A 20,404-nucleotide genomic window follows, 5' to 3' on the forward strand; every position below is an offset into this window, starting at 1 on the left:
CATGCTGCTCTAAAGGACCACCTGGATGACTACCCAATCTTCGAATCGCTACAGCGTTGATCTGCAAACCGCCCATCTGTTCTACATCAATGGCGGTTGGTCTGCGCCGGTCAGCCCGGCCAGTTTGCCGGTTGTCAATCCGGCAACGGAGGAAGTCGTTGCACAGGTCGCCAGCGGGTCTGCTGAGGATGTCGATCAGGCGGTCGCGGCGGCGCGTGCCGCGTTTGCCGATTGGTCTGCCACTTCTACAGCGCAGCGTGCGCGGGTGCTGGGCAAGATCCATGAGCTGATCCTTGAACGGAAAGAAGCGTTTGCCCAGGCGATTTCCGTGGAAATGGGCGCAGCCATCGGTTCTGCACGGGCGATGCAAGTGCCCCTGGCGGCCGAACACGTTCGGGTCGCCCGCGACCTGCTGTCCACTTACCGTTTCCAGACAGTCGAGAACGGGACCGCGATCCAACGTGAACCTATCGGCGTCTGCGGCCTCATCACTCCCTGGAACTGGCCGCTTTATCAGATCACTGCAAAAGTCGCCGCGGCGCTGGCAGCCGGCTGCACGGTGGTCCTTAAGCCCAGTGAGTTGTCGCCCCTTAGCGCCCTTCTGTTTGCGCAAGTGGTCCATGACGCGGGCCTTCCACCTGGCGTCTTCAACCTCGTGAACGGCAGCGGTCATGTGGTTGGCGCGGCGATGGCCGCACATTCTGATGTCGACATGATTTCGATAACCGGCTCAAACCGCGCAGGCGCACTGGTGGCACAGGCGGCCGCCCCGACGGCGAAGCGGATCGGGCAGGAACTGGGCGGCAAATCCCCGAACATTCTGCTGCCCGATGCCGACTTTGAAAAAGCCGTCCCACTGGGCGTCATGGCGGCGTTTCGCAATGTCGGGCAATCGTGCAGCGCCCCCACTCGAATGATCGTGCCCAAGGCCCGGCTGGCGGAGGTCGAAGCGCTGGCGGCCGCCACCGCCAACGCAATCATCGTTGGCGATCCGCAATCACCGGAAACGGTACTCGGCCCTATCGCCAATGAGGCCCAGTTCAATCGCGTGCAAGCCATGATCGAGGCCGGCCTGCGTGAGGGGGCCAAACTGCTGTGCGGCGGACTGGGACGCGTGCCGGGTTTTGATAAGGGCTTCTACACCCGTCCGACGATTTTTTCCGAAGTGGATAACGCCATGCGGATCGCCCAGGAAGAAATTTTCGGACCGGTGCTGTGTATCATCGCCTACGCAACCATCGATGAGGCGGTCGCTATCGCGAACGATACGATCTATGGCCTCGGCGCTCATGTTCAATCACAGGACCTTGATCTGGCGCGCACCGTGGCTTCTCGTATCCGCGCAGGGCAAGTGCTCCTGAACTACCCAGCGTGGAATCCCATGGCACCCTTCGGTGGCTACAAGCACTCGGGTAATGGCCGTGAGTACGGCGTCTTCGGCCTCGAGGAATATTTGGAGACCAAGGCGATCGTTGGGTTTGGCGCACCTGACCTAGATCGATAGATTGATAAAGGGCTCGCCGGCCAGCACGGCGACTTGCTGCGGGGCCAGCCACAGCGGGAACAGGCTGCTGTACTGCTCAATCAGGATCCCGGTATCAGCTCGGCCTTGTAGTGTTCGCCTTGGGCTTCGAAATGGATGATGGCAGCGTCGCGCGACAGTTCGCGGCGGCTGACCGGTGGACCGGCGCTGGCCAGTTCCTGCATGCGGGCCTGAATGTCTATCTGCTTTGGAATCGCGAACAAAAGATGACGCGCGCCGAGTCGGTCTTTCTGGAGCGTTTCGAGCAGATGCTTATGACGACGGACGTGGCGGGAAGGTTTTAGGGCCTTCATCCAGCGCAAAAAGTCTAACGTTCAATCCTTGCTCAATTTGGGTATGGCAATACGGCTACCTGCTTTGATTTCGCGCAAAGCCAGACTTGACTGAATAGACGCGATACCGACCTGGCGCCTCAGCACCTGCTCGATAAAGTCGCTATAGCTATCAAGATCCTCTGCCAGCACTTGAAGCACATAGTCGGCGTCGCCGGTGATCTTGTGGCAGGCCAATACCTGTGGCAATTGCGCAATCACTGCCTCGAAGGCGTCCGGAGCGTGATCGGCATGGGTAGAAAAGCGAATGTGCACGAATGCCATGATATCCAGCCCCAGCATTCTTCGATCAAGTGTCGCCTGATAACCCTTGATCACCCCCGCCTCTTCCATTCTCTTGCGCCTTCGCCAGCAAGGCGTGAGGCTCAACGAAAGCCGCTCACTGAGTTCGGCGTTGGAAATGCTCGCATCGTCCTGCAATAACTCAAGAATGGCCAGATCGGTCTCGTCGAGACTGATACGTCTGGATATATTTTTCTTCATTTCGCCATTCCTGAGTTAAATCGTCCGATAAATATAGAGATACACGCAAACAAAGCAAAGAAATCGCGTCCTGACCAGAACAGAATATTTGCACTGGCTCACATTAACGGATGCGCAGAATGTTTACAGTTTTCAGTGATTCCCACCGTCTGCACCATGGCACCGAGTTGAAGGATGGCGTGCTCAAGCCGTCATTCGAGCAGCCCAGTCGGGCCGACACCGTTCACAACCGCGTCAAGCAAGTAGGCCTTGGCCAGATAGTCGAACCGCGCGTGTTTGACCGCTCGTGCTATGTCAATGCGCACAGCGAGCGCTACGTGAGCTTCCTGGAAAGCGCCTGGTCAGAATGGTGCGCAACAGGACGCACTCATGATGCTTTGCCACTGGTATGGCCTGTACGCGATTTGGCCAACGAACAGGTGCCAACGTTTATTGACGGCAAACTCGGCTTCTATGCAATGGATGCCGGTTCACCCATCACCGCCACCACCTGGCAGGCGGTCAAGACCAGTGCCGATATCGCCCTGACAGGCCTGGCACTTATCGATGAAGGCCACGACAGTGCCTTTGCCCTTTGCCGTCCGCCGGGCCATCACGCGGCGCGGGAATACATGGGCGGTTACTGCTATCTCAACAATGCGGCCATTGCCGCACAGCAGGCGATCACCCAGGGCGCCAAACGTGTCGCGGTACTCGACGTCGATTTTCATCACGGCAACGGCACCCAGAACATTTTTTACCAGCGCAATGACGTCATGTTCGTCTCGCTGCACGGCGAGCCGGCCGTGTCCTATCCCTACTATTCGGGGTTCAGCGGTGAAGTCGGCGCCGGCCATGGCGAAGGGTTCAACCTCAACTACCCGTTACCGAAAAACACCGCGTGGGAAACCTACCGCGACGCCCTGCTTCATGCCTGCAGGAAACTTCAGCAATTCGCGCCAGAAGTATTAGTGATCTCACTGGGCGTCGACACGTTCAAGGACGACCCGATCAGCCACTTCCTGCTGGAAAGCGAGGATTTCATCGGGATCGGCGAGCTGATAGCGAGTGTTGGCTGCCCCACCCTCTTCGTGATGGAAGGCGGCTACATGGTTGATGAAATCGGAATCAATGCGGTGAACGTACTGCATGGCTTCGAAAGCAAACGCGCCTGAACACCTCAGCTCTATAACGTTTAACTGGATGGATTGGAGAATAAAAAAATGACGCTCTTCCTAGATGTCGATGATGCCGCACGCCTGTTCGCCAAGGTCGGCATCCGCCGGGCAATCCGTGAGATGGCCACCTACATCGAAGCAGACTATTTACGCTGGGCGCAGTTTGACAAGTCGCCGCGCACGGCAAATCACTCCCCGGACGGTGTGATCGAGTTGATGCCGACCGATGATGGCGAGCAGTATTCCTTCAAGTACGTGAACGGCCATCCGGACAATGGTCAGCAGAACCTGCTGACGGTGATGGCATTCGGTCTGCTGGCCGATGTCCACAGTGGCTATCCAACTTTGCTTAGCGAGCTGACACTGACCACCGCCGTTCGCACAGCGGCAACCTCGGCATTGGTTGCGCGTGCGCTTGCCCGTCCAGGGGCCACCTCGATGGCTCTGATTGGCAACGGCGCTCAGAGCGAGTTTCAGGCGCTTGCCTTCCATAAATGCTGGGCATCAACGAAATCCGCATCTTCGATATCGATCGCGATGCCTCGCTCAAGCTGCTGCGCAACCTGGCGGCTTTCCCGACTATAAAGGTGATTCACGCCAACTCCGTACACGAAGCGGTCAAGGGTGCGCACATTGTCACCACCGTTACGGCCGACAAGGCCTACGCAACGATCCTGACGCCCGAGATGATCGAGCCCGGCATGCATATCAATGCCGTCGGCGGCGACTGTCCGGGCAAGACCGAACTACACGCCGACATCCTGCGCAACGCCCGGGTCATCGTGGAGTTTGAACCACAAACACGGATTGAAGGTGACATCCAGCAACTGGAGGCTGATTCGCCCGTCGTCGAGTTTTTCCGGATTGTGCAAGGCGACGTCCAGGGACGCGAGAGCGATGAACAGGTGACGGTGTTCGATTCCGTGGGCTTTGCCCTGGAGGATTTCTCGTCGCTTCGCTACCTGCAGGCGATGGCGCAAGAACACCAGGTCGGCCGGCACATCCACCTGGTGCCAACGCCTGAAAATATAAAAAACCTGTTCCAGATGCTTGATCAGCAACCGACCAAAGCCGCCCATCTGCGCACGGCCAGTTGACCTCGCGGTGACGCCCCAAGGCATATGCAGCGGGCCGTCACTGTCCAAATAAAACAACACCGTGACCCGCCATTGCATCCCGACAATGGCGCTGGACAACCACTTTTCTGCCAAAACTCAAAAACATAAGATCAAGAGGTTTTGAAATGAAATCGAATTTATCAGAGCAGGTTGAGCAGCCTGCGCTGCAGCGCACGCTCAGCAATCGTCACATCCAATTAATGGCAATGGGAGGCGCCATTGGCACGGGTTTGTTCATGGGCTCCGGAAAGATCATCGCCCTCTCCGGCACCTCGATCATCCTCATCTACATGATCATTGGCCTGTTCGTTTACTTCGTCATGCGTGCCATGGGCGAAATGCTGCTTTCCAATTTGAATTTCAAGACCTTTGCGGATTTTGCTGGCGCCTACCTGGGGCCTCGCGCCGCATTTTTCCTCGGCTGGTCGTATTGGCTGAGCTGGAGCGTTGCAGTGATCGGCGATGCCGTCGTCGTCGGAGGGTTTTTCCAGTACTGGTTCCCCCATCTGCCTGCCTGGATACCGGCCATCGGGATGCTGGCGACACTGTTCGCCCTGAACGTGCTGACGGTAAGGCTTTTCGGTGAAGTCGAATTCTGGTTCGCGATCATCAAGATCATCGCCGTCGTGACGCTTATTGGCGTCAGCATCGTGCTGATTGCCTGCTCGTTCGTTTCTCCCAGTGGCGTTACCGCGTCCCTGGGCCATCTGGTCGATAAGCAGGCTGCATTCCCTAATGGCCTGCTTGGTTTCTTCGCCGGTTTTCAGATGGCCATATTCTCATTTGCCGGCACTGAGCTGATCGGCACCGCAGCGGCAGAAACCCGGTCTCCGGAGCGGACCCTACCCAAAGCGATCAACTCGATTCCGCTGCGAATCATCCTGTTCTACGTGTTGGCATTGGGCTGCATTATTGCCGTGACGTCCTGGCAACAGGTGTCGCCGGTTAAAAGCCCTTTTGTCGAACTTTTCCTCGTCGCAGGCTTTCCCGCAGCAGCCGGCATCGTTAACTTCGTGGTCCTTACATCCGCCGCTTCATCGGCCAACAGTGGCGTATTCTCATCCAGCCGCATGCTGTTCGGGCTGGCGAACCAGGACAACGCTCCGGGTATTTTTCGGCGACTGTCGGGCAACAGCGTACCCCTGCTGAGCCTGGCCTTCACGACAGTGTTGATGCTGCTGGGTGTGCTCGTGCTGTTCATCGTTCCGGAAGTCATGACGGCATTCACCATCGTTTCCACCGTGTCAGCGATTCTGGTGATCTTCACGTGGTCGACCATCCTCGCGTCCTACATTGCCTATCGCAAAAAGCGTCCTGAGCTTCACGCAAAATCGGCCTACAAGATGCCCGGCGGCGTGCCAATGGCATGGTTCTCACTGGCGTTCATGGGCTTCGTTCTGTGCCTGCTGGCCTTGAGGCCTGACACCCGCGTTGCCTTGATGGTCATGCCGGGGTGGTTCATATGGCTGGCCATTGCTTATCAGCTGACACGTAGCTGGAAGCCTAAAGCCGCGGTTGAATCGGCAAGTCAGTTCGGTTGAGCTACCCTAACGAGGCCTCTGCGCCAATCCTGGGCAACACCCGCTGACCTGGCAATGCAGCTAAAGCCTGCTGCTCGCCGTTGCGGTGTGTCGGTCAATAGATAGACTGACCGACACGCCGCAATAATCAGTGAATGAATCGGGGGAGCACGAGTCAACTTTATCTTGAAGATTATCTTTTATCGCGAGTTCTGAGACTTTCAGGCAAGCCCCAAATCAGAAGTGCTGCGGCGATCAGGCTTGTCGCCCCGATGATGTAAAGAGCCGGCGTTGTGCTGCCGGTAAAGTCTTTTATGTACCCAACCATCACGGGACTGACGATGCCGCCCATTTGACCAACCGTGTTGATTAACGCTATGCCGCCAGCCGCCCCGGCCCCGGCGCCAGCAAGCAACTTCGGCGGCAGGGCCCAGAACGCCGGAATCGAGGCGATGATACCGGTGCCCATCAGCGCCAGTGACACGATCAGAAACACCGTGTGATTGGCGAATATCCCGGCACTGACGAACCCGATTGCACCCACAACTATCAAACCGCAGACAAACTTACGTCGCTCGCCTGTTGCATCCGACAAACGGCCAATCACCAGCATGCTGATCGCACCGCATACGTAGGGTACGGCGGTCAACAGACCGATAAGAGTCGGGCTTTCAGTCCCTGCACTTCGGATCAGCTGTGGAGCCCAGAAGTTAAGCCCATAGGACGCCACTTGAATAAGGAAATAAATGAACGCCAGCATTGCGAAGCCTGGCAACTTCAGGGCTGCCAGCAAAGAACCATGTTTCTGATTAGGCTCATGGCTTGCAATACGAGAGGCCAGGTAGGTTTGTTCATCTGCGCTTAGCCAATGGGCATCGGCAATGCGATCTTTTAGCGTGAAAAAAACCACCAGACCTAGACCTACGCAGGGAATGCCCCCCAGCAGGAATAGCCAATGCCAGCCACGCACGTCGAATAAACCGTCCATATGCCCCAGTACCAGACCGGACACGGGCGCGCCTATCAACCCAGCGAACGCAGAGGCCAGGAACAACGTTGAGGTAATACGACCGCGATAGTTTTGCGGAAACCATAACGTTAAGTAGTAGAGCACACCCGGTGCGAAGCCCGCTTCCATGGCGCCGATGAGAAATCGAAGGACATAGAACTGCCATTCGGTCGTCACGAAAATCATCAACGCCGTTGCTACACCCCAGGACATCATGATGCGTGCAATCCAGCGACGTGCGCCCACCTTGTAAAGCATCATGTTGCTGGGGACTTCGAACAACACATAACCGACGACAAACAGCCCCGCGCCTAGTCCATATGCAGTGTTACTTAAGCCAAGATCAGTCTGTAACTGAAACTTCGCGAAACTAATATTTATTCGGTCAAAGAACGCGAACAAATAACAGACCATAATCAATGGCATGAGACGCCACGCCACTTTTGAAATCAGCTTTTTCTCATTTATGGATGCAGCAGAGGTGCCTACATCAGCGGTAGAAACAGAAATGGACATGGTACTTTCTCCAGGCGAGCTCCCTTTAAGGGGCTACTTTGTTTTTGTTGTCTGGTTGACGGCACTGGCCGTCTTATAAAAATCAGATTCAGTGACGGGGTAGCGGATGCAGGTCACAGTTGCGTCCTGCCTTCACCACTTGTCCAGGCAGGTCATGCCCCAGCAATGACGGCAAGGTGCGCGATAGCGTCAGCAACTTCTGGAGGTCGATGCCTGTCGTAATACCCATTTCATCGCAGAGATTCACCAAGTCTTCGGTGCATATGTTCCCGGACGCGCCCGGCGCAAAAGGACATCCCCCCAGCCCACCCAGCGAAGCGTCAAAACGACGAGCGCCAGCTTCATAAGCAGCCAATACGTTGCTCAGTCCCAAGCCACGGGTGTTGTGAAAGTGAAGGGTTATTGCGGATGCTGGCAATCGACCTAACAGGCGTTGCACAAGTCGATAAACCTGACGGGGACTTGCCATCCCAGTTGTATCTGCCAACGTAATGCCCTGTACTCCGAGTTCCAGATAGGCTTCCACCAACCGCATGACGACGTCCTCGTCAATGTGGCCTTCGAACGGGCAGCCGAACGTTGTCGCGACCGTGCCGTTCAGGCGGACAGTGCTGTCGCGGGCAAGCGACACCACTTCATCAAATGCGGCCAGTGATTGTTCGCGGGTCATTCGCATATTCGCCTGGTTATGGCTTTGACTTGCCGACAGCACCAGGTTCAGTTCGTCTGCATTGGCCTGAATAGCGCGCTGAGCGCCTTTCAAATTCGGTATGAGGGCAACGTAGATAACACCAGCATGACGCTTGATGCCCTGGAACACTTGCTCCCCGTCGCGCAAGGCTGGAATGGCCTTGGGGGAGACAAAAGAGCCCGCTTCGATGCGGCTGAAACCGCACGACGACAGCTCATTGATCAGGTTGATCTTGTCCACCGTTTCAACCCAGACAGGTTCAATTTGCAGCCCATCGCGCGGGGAGACTTCCTGGATGATGAGGCGCTGCGAGTAGTCAGTAATCATTGCACCACCCCCCCATCCTTCAAGCGCTGAATCATCTCTTCACTCAGACCTAGATCGCCCAGCACCGCTTGGGTGTGCTGGCCCAGGCTCGGTCCTTGCCAATTCACATTGCCTGGTGTGTCGGACATTTTAGGAACGATGCCTGGCATCTTGACGGAGGCTCCACCCGGAAGATCTGCATCTAAAATCATGCCGCGAGCCAGATAGTGTGGGTCGGCAACGATGTCCGCTACAGAGTAGATGCGCCCGGCAGGCACTTCGGCCTTTTCTAACGTGTCGAGGACGTAATCGATGGGATGCCTGGAGCTCCATTGGCTGATGGCCTCGTCAAGCAGGTTGCACTGGATAGCCCGACCATCATTGTGCGCAAAAGCAGGATTCTCGCCTAAATCAGACCGGCCAATTGCAGCCATAAGACGTTTGAAAATGGGGTCGCTGTTGCCTGCAATAACTACGTACGCACCATCGCAGGTAGGGTAGGTGTTCGATGGCGCGATACCCGGTAGCGCGCCACCGCTGCGCTCACGGACATGGCCAAGCATGTCGTACTCCGGCACGAGACTTTCCATGACGTTGAAGACGCTTTCTGCCAGTGATACGTCCACCACTTGCCCCTCACCCTGCCCCGTCTTGACCCGCAGGAGCGACATCAGTGCGCCGATGACCGCATGCATCGAAGCCAGGGAATCTCCAAGGCTCACGCCGACGCGTGCCGGCGGAATCCCGGGAGTGCCGGTGGTGTACCGAATTCCGCCCATCGCCTCGCCAATAGCACCAAAACCAGGACGGTCACGATACGGGCCCGATTGGCCGTAGCCGGAGATCCGCACCAAGGTCAGCTTGGGGTTCAGCTCACGCAGGACATCCCAGCCAATGCCTAATTTTTCAAGTGCACCAGGCCGCAGGTTTTCAATCAGAACATCGGCGCTTTGCGCCAGCTGCTTGACGATAGCGATGCCTTCGGGGGACTTGAGATTCAGTGCCAAAGACTTCTTGTTCCGCGATTGCAGGTACCACCAAAGGGAGGTGCCCTCATGCAACTTTCGCCATTTTCGAAGGGGATCCCCCTGCCCCAGCGTCTCGATCTTGATAACCTCAGCGCCAAACTCCGCCATGATGCGCGCAGCAAAAGGGGCAGCAATAAGGGTACCGATTTCAATTACGCGGATACCGCTAAGAGCAGTCATGGGTTGTCCTCTGTATTTCTTGGAATTTGAGCCAAGACTAGAGGACATATCCCCGCATAATCCAACGGTGATTTGGAAAGGGGTGTTCGCGTTTCGCGAACGAATGTTTCAAGGCTGGGATTGTTGTAGATGATCAAATAACAACCGGCTAACCGGCGACAGGGACTCGCGCTCACGCACCAGCAACATTAGCGTACGGTTGGACCACTCATCACTGAGGTGTACCGCTGTCAGGCCCAACCCCCTTCCGAATAGCTCAAACGCTTTCAGCGGCAGAATGCCGATGCCCATATTGGCTTGAACCATACGGCACACTGCGTCGAAACCTGGAACATGAATACGCAGACGCAAGGGTTCGCCCAGCGCTTTCGCCGCTGCATGGATACGGTTATTGATGGAGCTGGCGGAGTGCAGGCCTATTTGGTCGTATTTCAATGTCTGTAGAAATGCGACTTCGTCAAAGCTTGCTAGCGGATGGTCATTGCGCATGGCTACGATAAGGCGGTCACTGCGATATGGCACGCTGAAGAGACCTTGCGAATCGCTATCCATTGAACAGATACCAACGTCGGCCACACCGTCGATGATGCCTTGAACTACCCCATCACTAGGGCGCTCTTCCAAATCAACCTTCACTTGAGAATGATTTAATACGAAATCGTGCAGATCCTCCGGTAAGAACTGGATGATCGCCGACAGATTGGCAAGCATGCGAACGTAGCCACGCAGCCCCTGCAAGTGCTCCCCAACCTCAATTCCAACCTTCTCGACCTCGGTCAGCATACGACGGGCATGGTGTAAGAGCGTTTCACCCGCCGCCGTCAGCGTCATCCCTTTTGCAGTGCGCGAAAACAAGGGTATGCCCAGCACCACTTCAAGCTCCACCAACCGCTTGCTGGCAGCCGAAACTGCGATGGCTTCTCTCGATGCAGCGCGCGTCAATGTGCCTTCCTCATGGACAGCCACGAACAACTGCAGGGTTACTAGGTCCAGGCGCCGGATGAGCTGTTTATGGAGCATTAGACGTTTCCAGCAATGGAGAGAAAAACTAGCTTAACCTAGTGCAGCCGTAGTCATAGAATTCGATGTGTGCCTATAAATCCAGCGGCGGCACGCGGCGATTTCTTGCGTCTCACCAGCGACCAGATCGGCGGCAATTTATCGCCGCTCAAGGTGTTCAGAGATCAACGACGGCCTACGAGATGCCCGGCGGCGTCTCAGCATGGGAAGTTCTTTAGCTCAAGTCGTGGAGTTCTTTGGTGGTCGCCGGGCCGATAGTGAATTCGGAAAAGCGCGCTTGGAGACCGCTGCGCTCAGGCGTACAAGCTGTCGGCCCCACCTCATAACTGTCTGCTTCCGGGAACGGGGCCAGACGCAGCAGAGGCCAGAAAATGCCGTCACGGGAGGCCTGGATCCGCAGGGAGCCTTTTGAGACAGTGACCCGCAGATAGAAGTCTTCAAGTTCTTTGAAAGGTTGGGAGACTGACCAGTCCGATTTATCGTCCGTGACGACGGTACTCAGAAATAATTCACCGTCGGTGAACTCCACCCCCGTTTTTATCCAGCGCGTTTCGTCAATTCGCACCATCAGGCCGGCTTGATCGTAAAGGGTGCGAAATTCACCTTGGATACGAATCTGCGCGGTGAATTCGCTAGCCGTTGGGAAACCCAGGAAATGACCGGTATCTCGCATGAAGCCGTAATGAGTTTTACGCCAGAAGTCGGTTTGCTCATCGGTGGTGATCGTGAGGCCGGTTCCATCCGCCACCCAATCTGCGGGTGGGTTCAGCCACGTTCCGGTACGCATGTCGATGCTCATAGTTTTATCCCTTTGTCCAAATGTTAACGCAAGTGATAGGCGTCGATGGCGTTGAGTTCATAAAACGCGCAGCTATCTCAGACTGCGTTTTGACGAGTCGTTCAGCAATAGCCTTGACTTGTGCGTAAGTCGCTGCGGTGGTGCAGACGGGCCAGTCCGAGCCGAACTAAATGCGCCCCAGGCCAAACTCTGTTAGTGCGAGGGAGCGTTCAACAAGACTACGACGGCCAATTCCCTCACGCACCACCATGCTTTCCTCTCGCCCTTCGCCCTGCATTTCTTTCAGGAGCTCAAAATCAGGTCAGCCTGGACGTCATTGATCGCTGCCAAAACCTAGAACTATAAGATCGTAACGGCGGACGCTTTAACATTGCTCTTGCACAACCAGCAAGCATTGGGTGCAGCGATAGGAGAAATAACCAAGTGGTTATCAGAGTAGGGTGGGAAGTGTTGCGGGTCATGCGATGCTGCCATGGGCGCCAAGAATTTTTCACGACAAAATCACGCACCGGGGGACATGCGCTTCAGCGTGGGTTGCTGTAATGAGACAGATTGAACAGCGTTGTCTTCTCGGTATGAAACTCACTGAAAAGCCAATCGCTGGGTGTCGGATACGTCGGCCACCAAGCCATGGATTGCAGGTTGGGAGCGGTGTCCAGCTTCTTGGCCTTATCCCAGATCACCCCCCACTCGCCGGGGCGTAACTCCACTTCCAAGCCAACCTGAGACGCCGTCGCCTGGAACAGTTCAGCAGCGTTTGCATAGACACCGCTGATGTACTGCATCGAGACCTTCCAGTCCTGCTTGGGTACACCGGAGGCTTCCAACAATTGTCGGGCTTTATCCAGATCGTAAGAAGCCATGGGCACGCTGGCATGCCCCCAGATACTGCTGGGCAACGGGCCCTTGGGAACGCTGCCGTAGCCATGCAGAATATCTTTGGTGACACTGTCGTAATCCCAGAGATACTGCAGCGCCTGACGAAATGCCAGGTTGTCCGTAGGGTACTTCTGGGTATTGATCAGAAACTGGAAGTTCTTCCACGAGGGCGCGGTGCTCACTTTGATCGAAGGGTTCTCTCCCAACACCTTGAGCTGGTCAAGAGGAATATCCCAGGCGACACCGGCCTCGCCATTCTTGATCATCTGGGTACGGGTAGAGGCTTCGGACACGACTTTTACGATGACCCGATCGAATTGCCCTTCTTTCCAGCCGCCCCAGTAGCCATCGAAACGTTCGAGCACCACTTGCTGGCCCTGTTCGACCTGCCCAAGCTTATAAGGGCCGGTTCCGATCGCGTTGGGAGCCATCATCCAGTCGTGCCCTTTTTCCACTGCCGCTGGTGCAATGATGTAAGCAGCGTACTGACCTGCCGCGATCAGATTGGCCGGCGTGGGATTTTGAAACTTGAGCACCACCGTATCGTCAGCGACGACCTCGACGGAATCCAACGCTTTCCATACATACGCAGCGCCTTGTTTCAGCGCCTTCACGTATTCAATGGATTTTTTGACCGCTGCGGCATTGAACGCCGAACCGTCATGAAACTTAACGCCGTGTCGCAGCTTGAAGGTCCAGGTCTTGCCGTTGTCGCTGCTTTCCCAGGACGTGGCCAGCCCAGGGGAAAACTCCTCGGCACTGCCCGGAGCGTTATAGACAAGAAGCGTCTCGTAGATATTACCCAGCACCCTCACCTCTTCCGAAAACGCCGAGGCTGGATCCCAATCCTTGAAAGAGGCTCGGTCAGCGACAACCAAGGTATTGTTGGCCGCACACACCAAGCCACTGGTCAACGGCGCGGTAACGGAAAGCGCCATCAACCCTGCCATCAAGGTTCTTTTGAAGTTCATTGGTGTTCCTCTTATTTTTATGATGGGCGCAGCGAATCACTTGCACGAGCAGGCCTTAATCCAACTTGGATGGACGACGTGATTGGTCGGTCGTGAACCTGCCTGAGCGTTGTGGCCCATTATTGATCTGCCGTACGGCCAGCTCAATTTCGCGAACACTAAGAAAAAAACGCCCGATGACGCTTGAAAGCGTCACCTAGCGTCTGTTTTCAAGGCAGGGTTAGAACAACGGCGGAACAAGGTTGAACTCACCCTCGGACGGGCGGATCAGCAGCCGCGCCCTGACCTCGCTGGGGATCTCAGGGGCATCGACCGGAAAGCAGCTGCAACTGGAAAGCGCGTTGCGCAGATCGATCGACTCGCCCAAGTACTCAAACACAATCTGAGCACCAAAAGGACGTCGAAAATTGTCACCGGAGACGCCAAGCACCAAGCCATTGAGAAAGCGGAAACGACTGCGGTAGGAGGGGTAAAGCGCCGACCAGATATAGCCCCGAGACGATAGGTATTCGTGCTCGACGATGTAAATCAGATCGGATGAGGCAAAGCAGAACCCCCGATATTTATTGATGCCGAAACTCTTCAGTTGGTCATCACCCAACCTCACTCGCTCGTAGGTTTTACTCAATATCTTGTTGCCGGAACGGGTCAGGCGGGTTATCGACTTGATCACCTCCCCTGATCCGGAGGGCGACATCAAATAGACGAAGTAGTAACCCTGGTACTTCGACAGCTCCTGCGCGGAGCTTGGAAAAAAATCGGTTGGTACAGCACTGTCCGGCTCTCGCGCCGTGCGCTGCCTGTTGAGCAGAGCGCGGAACGACTCGTGCTCGGAGAATATTTCATCCTCATCCACCCCGAAAAAAGCGCATATCTTGCGAAGGGTGAAGAGCGAGGGAGTCGCCTGCGCCCCCAGGTATTTGTTGAACTGTTGGCGGTTGATATCGAGGGAGCGGCACACCATCGCCACCGACTTGTAGTACCCGCAGAGAAGGCGCAAGTTTTCACTGAAGTCTTGCATCGACCGGGCTGAATTGGAGCTCGCCATTAAAATATTCCTAACGCCACAATGAACAACATACTGGGCTGATCGCCGCTTCGGATCGCGTTCCTGAGCTTGGCAGCGCCAAGCCGTGATCGACGTAAGCACCAAGCCCGACCATAGCGCCTGGGCGAGGGGTGTTCAACCGATACACATGTCTCGGTCTGAACCCGCTCACCTTTATTAACCTCAGCGCCGAGGCAGGTGCTTCCCCTATCAGGCGCGTCATCGCCCAACAACCTTCGCCCCCTGCAATTCTATAATCGGTCCTGAGTCATCGGTGTGCTTCGAGCAATCGCGCTCAAGACCCCTACCCTCCTTCTATCGTCTTCCAATCACAAACTCATCTCAGGGGCTTGCACTGCTGGTATTATGGTATACCATCAGACGCACAAGCTTTTTCATTCCAACCGGAGCAGCTCATGAGTTTCGAAATCCGCAAGATCGTCAGCTATGTCGAAGAAACCTTTATCGAAGGCGGCAAGGCTACTGACAAGCCTGTGACCATGGTCGGGCTGGCCGTCGTGATGAAAAACCCTTGGCTGGGTCGCGGCTTTGTCGAAGACCTGAAGCCTGAAATCCGCGCCAACTGCTCCGACCTCGGCGCGCTGATGGTCGAACGCCTGGTCGGCATCATCGGCGGCGCCGAGAAGATCGAAGCCTACGGCAAGGCCGCTGTAGTAGGCGCCGACGGTGAAATCGAGCACGCCTCGGCCGTCATCCACACCTTGCGCTTCGGCAACCACTACCGCGAAGCGGTCAAGGCCAAGAGTTATCTGAGTTTCACCAACAAGCGCGGCGGCCCTGGCACCTCGATTCAGATTCCGATGATGCACAAGGACGACGAAGGCCTGCGGTCACACTACATCACCCTGGAAATGCAAATTGAAGACGCCCCCCGCGCCGACGAGATCGTCGTGGTGCTGGGCTGCGCCGACGGCGGTCGCTTGCACCCGCGCATCGGCAACCGCTACATCGACCTGGAAGAACTGGCTGCCGAAAACGCCCAGTAATCAAGGTTGATCAGAACAACAAGAAGGCATGCAGGAGCGCTCCATGATTCGGCTCACCGCTGAACTCACCCCGGCGGGCACCAGTTACCTGGCGACCGGCCAAGGCCAGCCCGTGGTTTTGATCCACGGCGTGGGCCTGAACAAAGAAATGTGGGGCGGCCAGGTCGTTGGCCTGGCCACGAAGTACCGTGTGATTGCCTACGACATGCTGGGCCACGGCGCCAGCCCACGCCCGGAAAGCGGCACGCCCCTGCTGGGCTATGCCGACCAACTGCTGGAGTTGCTCGATCATTTGCAACTGCCCCAGGCAACGGTGATCGGCTTTTCCATGGGTGGGCTGGTGGCGCGGGCGTTTGCCCTGCATTACCCGCAGCGCCTGCAAGGATTGGTGGTGCTCAACAGCGTGTTCAATCGCAGCGCCGAACAGCGCGCCGGCGTCATTGCGCGCACCGCGCAGGCCGCCGAGCACGGGCCGGACGCCAACGCCGAAGCCGCCCTGTCGCGCTGGTTCAGCCGTGAATATCAGGCGGCCAATCCGGCGCAGATCGCCGCGCTGCGCCAGACCTTGGCAGGGAACGATCCGCAGGGTTACCTGACCACTTATGAACTGTTCGCCACTCAAGATATGTACCGCGCGGAAGATCTGGCGAGTATTCAGGTGCCGACATTGGTCGCCACGGGCGAACTGGATCCTGGCTCTACGCCGGAAATGGCCGAGCAACTGGCCGAGCGAATTCCCGGTGCGACCGTTGCGGTGCTCGCCGAGCAGCGGCATATGATGCCCGTGGAATCGCCGCGCCTGGTCAACCAGCTGTTGCTGGAATTTCTCGACACGGTTAACGCCCGACAAAACCAAATAAAGGGGATCGTTGCATGACACTCGCACGCTTCCAGATGTGCATCGGCGGTGAATGGGTCGATGCCCTCTCCGGCAAGACCTTTGAAAGCCTGAACCCGGCCCTGGCTCAAGCCTGGGCCGAATTACCCGATGCCGACGAAGCCGATGTCGAGCGCGCCGTGCAGGCTGCGCAGTCGGCTTTCGACAGCCCGGCCTGGCGCGGCCTGAGCGCTACCGCCCGTGGCAAATTGCTGCGTCGTCTTGGTGACCTGATTGCCGAAAACAAAGAACAATTGGCCCAGTTGGAAAGCCGCGACAACGGCAAACTGATCCGCGAAACCCGCGGCCAGGTCAGCTACCTGCCGGAGTTCTTCCACTACACCGCAGGCCTGGCCGACAAGCTCGAAGGCGGCACCCTGCCCCTCGATAAGCCGGACATGTTTGCCTATACGGTGCATGAAGCCATGGGCGTGGTGGCGGCGATCATTCCCTGGAACAGCCCGCTGTACCTCACTGCAATCAAACTGGCGCCGGCCCTTGCGGCAGGCAATACCATTGTGATCAAACCGTCCGAGCACGCCTCGGCAACCATTCTTGAACTGGCTCGCCTGGCGCTGGAAGCCGGCATCCCGCCGGGCGTGGTCAACGTGGTCACCGGTTATGGCCCAAGCACGGGCGCCGCCCTCACCCGCCATCCGCTGGTGCGCAAGATCGCCTTCACCGGCGGCGCGGCCACGGCCCGGCATGTGGTGCGCAGCAGCGCGGAGAACTTCGCCAAGCTGTCGCTGGAGCTGGGCGGCAAATCACCGAATATCATTTTCGCCGATGCCGACCTGGACAGTGCGATCAACGGCGCGATTGCGGGGATTTATGCGGCCTCAGGTCAAAGCTGCGTCTCTGGCTCACGGCTGCTGGTGCAGGACGAAATCTATGATGAGTTCGTCGATCGTCTGGTCGAACGCGCCAAGCGCATCCGCATCGGCAACCCGCAGGAAGACAGTAGCGAAATGGGCCCGATGGCCACTGCGCAACAACTGGCCGTGGTCGAAGGCTTGGTAGCCGATGCCGTGGCCGAGGGTGCGCGTCTGCGTCTGGGCGGCAAGCGTCCAGAGAATCTGGGGGATGGCTGGTTCTATGAGCCAACCCTGTTCGAATGCGACCGCAACTCGATGAAGATTATGCAGGAAGAGGTGTTCGGTCCGGTGGCCTCGGTCATCCGTTTCAAAGATGAAGCCGAAGCGCTGGCGATTGCCAACGACTCGCAGTTCGGCCTCGCCGCCGGCATCTGGACCCGCGACCTGGGGCGAGCCCATCGCCTGGCCCGGGACGTTCGCTCGGGGATTATCTGGGTCAACACCTACCGTGCTGTCTCGGCCATGGCGCCGATCGGCGGTTTCAAGAACAGCGGCTATGGACGCGAGAGCGGCATCGATTCGGTGCTGGCCTACACCGAGCTGAAAACGGTGTGGATCAACCTCTCTCAGGCCCCCATGCCTGATCCCTTCGTGATGCGCTAGGAGACCGCCGACATGATCGAACCCGGCATTTACAAAGACGTCATGAGCTCGTTCCCTTCCGGGGTCACGGTGGTCACCACCCTGGACCCGGACGGTGGCATCGTCGGCATCACGGCCAGCGCCTTCAGTGCGCTGTCGATCGATCCCGCCCTGGTGCTTTTCTGCCCGAACTATGCCTCGGACACTTACCCAATCCTGCGTAACAGCAAGCAGTTTGCGATTCATCTCCTATCGGCCGAGCAGACTGCCGAAGCCTATGCGTTTGCTGGCAAAGGCAAGGACAAGGCCAAGGGCATCGAGTGGCACCTCAGCGAACTGGGCAACCCACTGTTGGGCAAGGCCACGGCGATCATCGAGTGCGAGCTGTGGCGTGAATACGACGGTGGCGATCACGCGATCATCGTCGGCGCGGTGAAAAACCTGATTCTGCCCGAGCAACCGGTCACACCGATGATTTATCACAAAGGCAAGTTGGGCCCACTGCCCACCTTGGCCTGACATCTACACAAAACCCTGTGGGAGCAAGCTGCCACAGGGGTTCGTCACATTTTCCAGGAGCCGGCATGAACCCAGCAGCCTCGCAACTGTTCCGCCAGCAAGCCTACATCGACGGCCAATGGCTGGAGGCGCCCGACGGCGCCCATCAGGACATTTACAACCCGGCCACCGGCGAAAAGATTGGCCAGGTGCCGAACCTCGGCGCCGAACATGCTCGCCAAGCCATTGAGGCCGCAAACAAAGCCTGGCCGGCATGGCGCGCACTGACCGCCAAAGAACGCAGCCAGACGCTCAAACGCTGGCATGGGCTGATGCTGGAGCACGCCGACGCCCTGGCAGAAATCCTCACTCTGGAACAGGGCAAGCCCCTTGCCGAAGCCAAGGGTGAAATCCTCTACGCTGCGAGTTTCATCGAGTGGTTCGCCGAAGAAGCCAAACGCATCTATGGCGACACCATTCCCAGCCACAAAGGCGATGCGCGCATTGTGGTCAGCAAGGAACCGATCGGCGTGGTCGCGGCCATCACCCCGTGGAACTTCCCTGCGGCGATGATCACCCGCAAGGCCGGCCCGGCGCTGGCGGCCGGCTGCCCGTGCATCGTCAAACCGGCGCCGGAAACGCCGTTTTCGGCGCTGGCCATGGCCGCGTTGGCGGAACAGGCGGGGATTCCACCGGGCATATTCAACGTCATCACCGGCGACGCCGTCGCCATCGGTGGTGAGCTGACCGCCAGCCCTCTGGTGCGCAAGCTGTCGTTCACCGGCTCCACGGCCATTGGCAAACTGTTGATGGCGCAATGTGCGCCGACGTTGAAAAAAGTCTCGCTGGAACTCGGCGGCAACGCGCCGTTCATCGTCTTCGACGACGCTGACCTGGAGCGAGCCGTGGAAGGCGCGCTGGTCGCCAAGTTCCGCAATGCCGGGCAGACCTGCGTTTGCGTCAACCGTTTTCTCGTCCAGGCCGGTATCCACGACGCCTTCGTCGCGCGCCTCGCCGAGCGAGTCGCGCAGTTGAGTGTCGGCAGCGGGTTTGAGCAAGGCGTCAACCAGGGTCCACTGATCAACGAACGCGCCGTGGCAAAGGTCGAGGACCATGTACGCGACGCCCTCACCCAGGGTGCCCGATTGCTCTGCGGTGGTGGACGACATGCCTTGGGCCACGGTTTTTTCCAGCCGACCGTCCTGGCCGGCGTCACCACGCAGATGAAAGTCGCCCGGGAGGAAACGTTCGGCCCGTTGGCCGCCGTGTTCCGCTTTGACACCGAAGCCGAGGCTGTGTACTTGGCCAATGACACCGAATTCGGCCTCGCGGCTTACTGCTACACCCGCAACCTGGGCCGGGCCTGGCGCATGAGTGAAGCATTGGAGTACGGCATGGTCGGGATCAACGAAGGGCTGATTTCCACCGAAGTCGCGCCCTTTGGCGGGATCAAATCCTCTGGGCTGGGCCGTGAAGGGTCGAAGTACGGAATCGAGGATTACCTGGAGCTCAAATACACCCTGATGGGTGGCCTGGACGACGATGGGAGCGCACAACGATGAGCAACGAAAAATATGAACAAGGCCTGAAAATCCGCACCCAGGTGCTCGGCGAAGCCTACGTGAACCGCTCGATCAAAAACGCCGATGACTTCACCCGTCCGCTTCAGGAGATGGTCACCGAGTACTGTTGGGGTCACGTCTGGGGGCGTGAGGGTTTGTCGCTTAAAGAGCGCAGCATGATAAACTTGGCGATGATTTCGGCCCTCAATCGGCCCCATGAACTCAAGCTGCATGTACGCGGCGCCTTGCGTAACGGGCTGAGCCGTGAACAAATACGCGAAATTCTGCTTCAGGTCGGTATTTATTGCGGTGTTCCCGCTGCCGTAGACAGTTTCCGGCTCGCCCGTGAAGCATTTGCCGAAGCTGATGCCGAGGCCTCCAGTTAACCCTTGGCTGTTTGATG

General features: G+C 57.4%; 18 protein-coding genes and 1 pseudogene. 10 read left to right on the forward strand and 9 right to left on the reverse strand.

What is annotated here, in order from left to right; genetic code table 11:
• The first annotated feature begins 25 nt into the window (after positions 1–25).
• Positions 26–1,504, forward strand: a complete 1,479-nt coding sequence (locus tag JZ00_RS12725; RefSeq protein ID WP_039589631.1) for an aldehyde dehydrogenase family protein — start codon at positions 26–28, stop codon at positions 1,502–1,504.
• Between the two features lie 80 nt (positions 1,505–1,584).
• Here the strand turns inward: JZ00_RS12725 and JZ00_RS31065 are convergent, their stop codons facing one another.
• On the reverse strand, positions 1,585–1,845 hold the full coding sequence (locus JZ00_RS31065; protein ID WP_160300873.1) for a hypothetical protein: 261 nt from the start codon (positions 1,843–1,845) through the stop codon (positions 1,585–1,587).
• Between the two features lie 12 nt (positions 1,846–1,857).
• Complete coding sequence (locus JZ00_RS12735; protein WP_039589627.1) at positions 1,858–2,358, reverse strand: Lrp/AsnC family transcriptional regulator; 501 nt, start codon at positions 2,356–2,358, stop codon at positions 1,858–1,860.
• A 119-nt stretch (positions 2,359–2,477) separates the two neighbouring features.
• Here JZ00_RS12735 and JZ00_RS12740 point away from each other — a divergent pair, with 119 nt between their 5' ends.
• The 3 genes and pseudogenes from JZ00_RS12740 to JZ00_RS12750 all read left to right on the forward strand — a co-directional run bounded on the left by JZ00_RS12740 (position 2,478) and on the right by JZ00_RS12750 (position 6,174).
• Positions 2,478–3,512: a histone deacetylase family protein gene (locus JZ00_RS12740; protein ID WP_039589626.1), complete on the forward strand. Its 1,035-nt coding sequence runs from the start codon at positions 2,478–2,480 to the stop codon at positions 3,510–3,512.
• A 48-nt stretch (positions 3,513–3,560) separates the two neighbouring features.
• Positions 3,561–4,612 (forward strand): annotated as a pseudogene (locus JZ00_RS12745) (ornithine cyclodeaminase).
• 146 nt (positions 4,613–4,758) lie between these two features.
• Positions 4,759–6,174 (forward strand): amino acid permease, encoded by a 1,416-nt coding sequence (locus tag JZ00_RS12750; RefSeq protein WP_039589623.1) that lies wholly within the window; start codon positions 4,759–4,761, stop codon positions 6,172–6,174.
• A gap of 172 nt (positions 6,175–6,346) precedes the next feature.
• Here the strand turns inward: JZ00_RS12750 and JZ00_RS12755 are convergent, their stop codons facing one another.
• From JZ00_RS12755 to JZ00_RS12785, 7 genes are all read right to left on the reverse strand, one after another.
• Entirely contained in the window at positions 6,347–7,678 is a 1,332-nt protein-coding gene (locus JZ00_RS12755) for an MFS transporter (protein WP_039589621.1), read from the reverse strand.
• A gap of 88 nt (positions 7,679–7,766) precedes the next feature.
• Positions 7,767–8,696 carry a hydroxymethylglutaryl-CoA lyase gene (locus JZ00_RS12760; protein ID WP_039589619.1) on the reverse strand — a complete coding sequence of 310 codons (930 nt, stop codon included), beginning with the start codon at positions 8,694–8,696 and terminating at the stop codon, positions 7,767–7,769.
• Positions 8,693–9,883, reverse strand: a complete 1,191-nt coding sequence (locus JZ00_RS12765; RefSeq protein WP_039589617.1) for a CaiB/BaiF CoA transferase family protein — start codon at positions 9,881–9,883, stop codon at positions 8,693–8,695. The genes JZ00_RS12760 and JZ00_RS12765 overlap by 4 nt, the downstream gene beginning before the upstream one ends.
• A 108-nt stretch (positions 9,884–9,991) precedes the next feature.
• A complete protein-coding gene (locus JZ00_RS12770) occupies positions 9,992–10,903 on the reverse strand; it encodes a LysR family transcriptional regulator (protein WP_039589616.1) in 912 nt (303 codons plus the stop codon).
• 214 nt (positions 10,904–11,117) lie between these two features.
• Positions 11,118–11,702: a DUF1349 domain-containing protein gene (locus JZ00_RS12775; RefSeq protein WP_039589613.1), complete on the reverse strand. Its 585-nt coding sequence runs from the start codon at positions 11,700–11,702 to the stop codon at positions 11,118–11,120.
• A 524-nt stretch (positions 11,703–12,226) separates the two neighbouring features.
• Complete coding sequence (locus JZ00_RS12780; RefSeq protein ID WP_235433081.1) at positions 12,227–13,531, reverse strand: ABC transporter substrate-binding protein; 1,305 nt, start codon at positions 13,529–13,531, stop codon at positions 12,227–12,229.
• 241 nt (positions 13,532–13,772) lie between these two features.
• Positions 13,773–14,600, reverse strand: a complete 828-nt coding sequence (locus JZ00_RS12785; protein WP_039589608.1) for a helix-turn-helix domain-containing protein — start codon at positions 14,598–14,600, stop codon at positions 13,773–13,775.
• Between the two features lie 416 nt (positions 14,601–15,016).
• Here JZ00_RS12785 and JZ00_RS12790 point away from each other — a divergent pair, with 416 nt between their 5' ends.
• The 6 genes from JZ00_RS12790 (at position 15,017) to JZ00_RS12815 (ending at position 20,387) form a co-directional block, all read left to right on the forward strand.
• Complete coding sequence (locus JZ00_RS12790) at positions 15,017–15,607, forward strand: amino acid synthesis family protein (protein WP_003182108.1); 591 nt, start codon at positions 15,017–15,019, stop codon at positions 15,605–15,607.
• Positions 15,608–15,650: 43 nt separating this feature from the next.
• Complete coding sequence (locus JZ00_RS12795; protein WP_039589603.1) at positions 15,651–16,484, forward strand: alpha/beta fold hydrolase; 834 nt, start codon at positions 15,651–15,653, stop codon at positions 16,482–16,484.
• The gene (locus JZ00_RS12800; RefSeq protein ID WP_039589602.1) at positions 16,481–17,962 is read left to right on the forward strand and encodes an aldehyde dehydrogenase; all 1,482 of its coding nucleotides are present in this window, start codon (positions 16,481–16,483) and stop codon (positions 17,960–17,962) included. The genes JZ00_RS12795 and JZ00_RS12800 overlap by 4 nt, the downstream gene beginning before the upstream one ends.
• 12 nt (positions 17,963–17,974) lie before the next feature.
• The gene (locus JZ00_RS12805) at positions 17,975–18,460 is read left to right on the forward strand and encodes a flavin reductase family protein (protein ID WP_039589600.1); all 486 of its coding nucleotides are present in this window, start codon (positions 17,975–17,977) and stop codon (positions 18,458–18,460) included.
• Positions 18,461–18,525: 65 nt separating this feature from the next.
• Positions 18,526–20,001 (forward strand): NAD-dependent succinate-semialdehyde dehydrogenase, encoded by a 1,476-nt coding sequence (locus JZ00_RS12810; RefSeq protein ID WP_039589599.1) that lies wholly within the window; start codon positions 18,526–18,528, stop codon positions 19,999–20,001.
• The gene (locus JZ00_RS12815) at positions 19,998–20,387 is read left to right on the forward strand and encodes a carboxymuconolactone decarboxylase family protein (protein ID WP_039589598.1); all 390 of its coding nucleotides are present in this window, start codon (positions 19,998–20,000) and stop codon (positions 20,385–20,387) included. The genes JZ00_RS12810 and JZ00_RS12815 overlap by 4 nt, the downstream gene beginning before the upstream one ends.
• Positions 20,388–20,404 lie beyond the last annotated feature (17 nt).

The sequence above is a fragment of the Pseudomonas frederiksbergensis genome (assembly GCF_000802155.2).
GTDB classification, from domain to species: domain Bacteria; phylum Pseudomonadota; class Gammaproteobacteria; order Pseudomonadales; family Pseudomonadaceae; genus Aquipseudomonas; species Aquipseudomonas frederiksbergensis_A.

Bases quoted from the DNA above. Each gene is read 5' to 3' on its own strand.
- JZ00_RS12725 (WP_039589631.1), top strand. From the start codon at position 26: ATGACTACCCAATCTTCGAATCGCTACAGCGTTGATCTGCAAACCGCC.
- JZ00_RS12735 (WP_039589627.1), bottom strand. From the start codon at position 2,358: ATGAAGAAAAATATATCCAGACGTATCAGTCTCGACGAGACCGATCTG.
- JZ00_RS12740 (WP_039589626.1), top strand. From the start codon at position 2,478: ATGTTTACAGTTTTCAGTGATTCCCACCGTCTGCACCATGGCACCGAG.
- JZ00_RS12750 (WP_039589623.1), top strand. From the start codon at position 4,759: ATGAAATCGAATTTATCAGAGCAGGTTGAGCAGCCTGCGCTGCAGCGC.
- JZ00_RS12755 (WP_039589621.1), bottom strand. From the start codon at position 7,678: ATGTCCATTTCTGTTTCTACCGCTGATGTAGGCACCTCTGCTGCATCC.
- JZ00_RS12760 (WP_039589619.1), bottom strand. From the start codon at position 8,696: ATGATTACTGACTACTCGCAGCGCCTCATCATCCAGGAAGTCTCCCCG.
- JZ00_RS12765 (WP_039589617.1), bottom strand. From the start codon at position 9,883: ATGACTGCTCTTAGCGGTATCCGCGTAATTGAAATCGGTACCCTTATT.
- JZ00_RS12770 (WP_039589616.1), bottom strand. From the start codon at position 10,903: ATGCTCCATAAACAGCTCATCCGGCGCCTGGACCTAGTAACCCTGCAG.
- JZ00_RS12775 (WP_039589613.1), bottom strand. From the start codon at position 11,702: ATGAGCATCGACATGCGTACCGGAACGTGGCTGAACCCACCCGCAGAT.
- JZ00_RS12780 (WP_235433081.1), bottom strand. From the start codon at position 13,531: ATGGCAGGGTTGATGGCGCTTTCCGTTACCGCGCCGTTGACCAGTGGC.
- JZ00_RS12785 (WP_039589608.1), bottom strand. From the start codon at position 14,600: ATGGCGAGCTCCAATTCAGCCCGGTCGATGCAAGACTTCAGTGAAAAC.
- JZ00_RS12790 (WP_003182108.1), top strand. From the start codon at position 15,017: ATGAGTTTCGAAATCCGCAAGATCGTCAGCTATGTCGAAGAAACCTTT.
- JZ00_RS12795 (WP_039589603.1), top strand. From the start codon at position 15,651: ATGATTCGGCTCACCGCTGAACTCACCCCGGCGGGCACCAGTTACCTG.
- JZ00_RS12800 (WP_039589602.1), top strand. From the start codon at position 16,481: ATGACACTCGCACGCTTCCAGATGTGCATCGGCGGTGAATGGGTCGAT.
- JZ00_RS12805 (WP_039589600.1), top strand. From the start codon at position 17,975: ATGATCGAACCCGGCATTTACAAAGACGTCATGAGCTCGTTCCCTTCC.
- JZ00_RS12810 (WP_039589599.1), top strand. From the start codon at position 18,526: ATGAACCCAGCAGCCTCGCAACTGTTCCGCCAGCAAGCCTACATCGAC.
- JZ00_RS12815 (WP_039589598.1), top strand. From the start codon at position 19,998: ATGAGCAACGAAAAATATGAACAAGGCCTGAAAATCCGCACCCAGGTG.